Origin of the sequence: Streptomyces sp. (assembly GCF_050698815.1) — a bacterium.
Taxonomy (GTDB): Bacteria; Actinomycetota; Actinomycetes; order Streptomycetales; family Streptomycetaceae; genus Streptomyces.
In genome coordinates this window covers 1-3,658 of sequence record NZ_JBOHCV010000591.1, presented here as the reverse complement: position 1 = coordinate 3,658, position 3,658 = coordinate 1, and the positions used below count along the sequence as shown (strand labels likewise).

Here is a 3,658-nt window from a genome sequence, read left to right as displayed (position 1 = left end):
GCGCACGACACCCGCTTCCACGTGCTGGTGGCGGAGCTGGCCGGCAGTGCGCAGGTGCGGCTCGCCTTCGAACGTACGCACTGCCATCTGCACATCTTCCGGTTCCACTACGAGCGCGGGATCGGGCAGCAGACACTCGAGGAGCACCGCGCGATCACGGACGCCATCCTCGAAGGCGACCCGGAGGCCGCGGAAGCGGCCATGCGGACCCATCTGGAGACGTCCTACTACGAGCGGCTGCGGCCGGTTTCCGAAGCATCCGGCTCCTCCTGAGGGGCGCCGGGACCTTGTCACGTCGGGCGACGCGTGTTTCAGTGGCTCATCCACTGAGTCACTGAGGAGTGTGAGCCGTCGTGGAGACTCTGCCCCGCGAGACCATCGTCGACGTACTGGAGGGCCGGCTGCGCGAGGAGATCCTCACCGGATCGCATCCCGCCGGCAGTTATCTGCCGCCGGAACGCGAGCTGGCCGACGGCTACGGTGTCACCCGCACCACCCTCAAGCACGCCTTCGGCCGTCTCGTCCAGGCCGGGCTGCTGGAGACCCGGCACGGAGTCGGCACCCGCGTACGGGACTTCGTGCGGCTGGGCGGCGCGGACCTGCTGCCGATGCTGGTGCGGCACAGCCCGGACTGGCTGGGCGAGATCTTCGAAGTGCGGCGCGGCGTCGGTGCGCTGATCGCCGAGCGGGCTGCGATGAAGGCCACCGAGGAGCAGCGCGCCGAGCTGGCCCGGCTGCTGGGCGCCGTCGCGGCGGCCGAGGTCGGGGATGCGGTGCAGCTCGCGGACATCGAGGTGCACCGCGCGCTGGCCCGGGCGACCGGCAACCGCGTCTACACCCTGCTGACCAACACCCTCTTCAACGCCTATCTTCCGATGCGCTCCCATCTCGTCGGCCCGTTCCTGGATCCCGGCGAGGCACATGACCGGCTCGCCCCGGTCGTCGCCGCCGTCGAAGCGGGCGACGCCAAGGCCGCGCGGGCGGCGGCCGACGCGTATCTGGCGGCGACCGAGCGGATCATGCTCGACGGTCTCGGGATCGCCTGATGGGCGCCCGGGGAGGTACGCGCGGGACCGCGTTCACGGAGACCATGTCCGGTTCGGTGCGGCTGGCCGGAGAGAGCGAACCTCGGCGGATACGGGTGGATCTGTCGGTACGGTCGGACGAGGTGCTCCGCGTGCACCGTACGACCGACGGTCTGCTGACCGGCCGGGTACGGATCGCGGGGTGGGCGGACGACCCGGACGCCCGGGGCGAGCTGGAGATCTCGCCGCTCGCCCGGCGCCGCATCCTCTACCGGCTGAGTTTCACCGCGCGCGGCCGCCGCTACGTCCTGGAGGGCTGGAAGTCGGTCTCGCCCTACCGCCCGGTGAAGTCGATGACGGTGCTGCCGTTCCTGCTGCTGGAGGAGGGTGTGCAGGCCGGAGCGGGCACCCTCCGCTTCTCCGTCACGACCGCGCTCGTTCCCTTCCTGGCCAGCTTCCGCTTCCCCCGCAACGACGCCCGCGCCGGCGGGGGTGACCACCATCTGGCGCCGCGCTGGGAGGGCAAGGCCGGACGCCTGGAGGTCTGGTACACCACGGTGACCGACCCAGCCACCGGCACCGGCCTGTGGCTGCATCACGAACTGGTGGCGCCCAGCGACGGTTCCGCGGCGTACGCGCACGGCTGGGTGGCGCGCTTCCCGGCCGACGGCGAAGGCCCGGTCGAGCACGCACGGTTCGGACCCGAGCCCTGGCAGCCGGGCGGGAGTGCGGGGGCGGGCGCGCACGGCTTCGCGGCGAAGGGCATCGAGGCCGGGCCGGGACAACTGCGCGGCGAGGCCGGTCCGTTCCGCTGGGACCTGGCCGAACGCCCCGAAGGCGAACCGCTCTACACCTTTCCGCGCTGGTCGTGGCGGCGCCCGCTGCTGCCGGCGGCCCAGATCGTCCCCGCACCCCGCGCCTCCTACACCGGCACCTTCGGCTACGAGGGCGGCGAACTGCGGCTGGAGGGCGCCCCAGGCGCCACCGCGAGGATCTACGGGCACGGCAACGCGCGCCGCTGGGCCTGGCTGCACGCCGACCTCGGCAGCGGTGACGGGAGCGGCAGCGGTGACGTGCTGGAGATCGTCGCCGCCACCTCGATGCGCCCCGGGCTGCGCAGGCTGCCGCCGATGGTCTTTCTGCGACTGCGCAAGAACGGCCGCACCTGGCCCCGCCGGGCCGAACGCAGCGCCATCGGCTGGGCCGGCCTCGGCCGCTTCCGCGCCCGTATCGGACTGCCGGAGTGGAGCGTCACCGGCCGGTCCGGCCTGCGCCGCATCCGCGTCGAGGTCACCCAGCCCGCCGAGCGGACACTCGCCCTGGACTACACCGACCCCGACGGAGGCGCCGCCGTGTGCCGCAACAGCGAGCGGGCCGATGCCCGGATTCTGCTGGAGCGCTGGTGGGGACGCTGGCGCACGGAGGCGGAGTGGACTCTCGAAGGGACCGCGCACGCGGAGGTGGGCGACCGATGAGCACCCCGCTCGACGGCCTCGTCGCCGCCCTCCTCGCCGACGACGGCAGCGCACCCTGGCCGGGCGCCGTGCCCCGCCGGCTCGAGGGCCTGCTCGGCTCGATGCCACTGCCCGCCCGCGCGGGAGTACGGACCGCGGCGGCGGCCATCGACACCTACGCCAGGGTCCGCGCCGGTCGCCCGCTGCGGGGACTGCCCCCGGCCGAGCGGGAGACCCTGCTGGCCTCGATCGCCTCCCGCCCGTGGCTGCTGCCGGTGCTGGACGCGGTGAAGGTCCCGGTGATGCTCGCGGCCGGGACCGAGCGGATGCTGCACCAGGAGCCGGGAGCCGGGGCACTCACCCCGCCGCCGGCCGATCCGCCGCTGGACTGCGTGCCCTCGGCCGAGTGGCCGGACCGGTCGACAGCCGACGCGGTGGTCATCGGTTCGGGTGCTGGCGGCGCCATCGCGGCCCGCACGCTCGCCCGCGCCGGACTGCGGGTCGTCGTTCTGGAGGAGGGGCGGCGGCACACCACCGCCGAGTTCGGCCGCCGGGCTCCGCTGGACCGGTTCGCAGAGCTCTACCGCGACGGCGGCGGGACGGTGGCACTGGGCAATCCGCCGGTCGTGCTGCCGGTGGGCCGCGCGGTCGGCGGCACCACCGTGGTCAACTCCGGTACCTGCTACCGCACTCCGGACCACGTGCTGGCCCGCTGGCGCGAGACCTACGGGCTCGGACTGGCCGACGCGGGCTCCTTCGCCGACAGCCTGGACGAGGTCGAGCGCACCCTGCGGGTCGCCACCCAGCCCCTGGACGTACTCGGCGCGAACGGGCGCACCGCGCTGCGCGGGGCCGAACGCCTCGGCTGGCAGGCGGGGGCGCTGCGGCGTAACGCCCCCGGCTGCAAGGGCTCCTGCCAGTGCGTCGTGGGCTGCCCGACCGGCGCCAAGCAGAGCGTCCAGCTGTCGGTACTGCCCGACGCGTGCCGGGCCGGTGCCCGGATCGTCACCTCCGCCTTCGTCCAGCGCATCCTCACCGAACCGGACCGCCCCGGCGGCCCCCGGGCGTGCGGTGTCGCCGTACGGCGGCCGGACGGCACCGTCCTGGAGATCCTCAGCCCGCTCGTCGTCGTCGCGGCGGGCGCCCTGCAGTCGCCGCCGCTGCTGCGCCGCTCCGGCC

Annotated in this window: 4 protein-coding genes; all 4 read left to right on the top strand. The window is 74.3% G+C overall.

The window, feature by feature from the left end:
• A partial coding sequence (locus ACRDP3_RS21450) for an FCD domain-containing protein (protein ID WP_431518610.1) occupies positions 1-273 on the top strand: 273 nt, incomplete at its 5' end.
• Between the two features lie 80 nt (positions 274-353).
• On the top strand, positions 354-1,046 hold the full coding sequence (locus ACRDP3_RS21445) for a FadR/GntR family transcriptional regulator (protein ID WP_431518609.1): 693 nt from the start codon (positions 354-356) through the stop codon (positions 1,044-1,046).
• Complete coding sequence (locus tag ACRDP3_RS21440) at positions 1,046-2,500, top strand: hypothetical protein (protein ID WP_431518608.1); 1,455 nt, start codon at positions 1,046-1,048, stop codon at positions 2,498-2,500. The genes ACRDP3_RS21445 and ACRDP3_RS21440 overlap by 1 nt, the downstream gene beginning before the upstream one ends.
• On the top strand, positions 2,497-3,658 hold a 1,162-nt coding region (locus tag ACRDP3_RS21435), incomplete at its 3' end, for a GMC family oxidoreductase N-terminal domain-containing protein (protein WP_431518607.1). The genes ACRDP3_RS21440 and ACRDP3_RS21435, both read left to right, overlap by 4 nt.

Bases quoted from the DNA above. Each gene is read 5' to 3' on its own strand.
- ACRDP3_RS21440 (WP_431518608.1), top strand. From the start codon at position 1,046: ATGGGCGCCCGGGGAGGTACGCGCGGGACCGCGTTCACGGAGACCATG.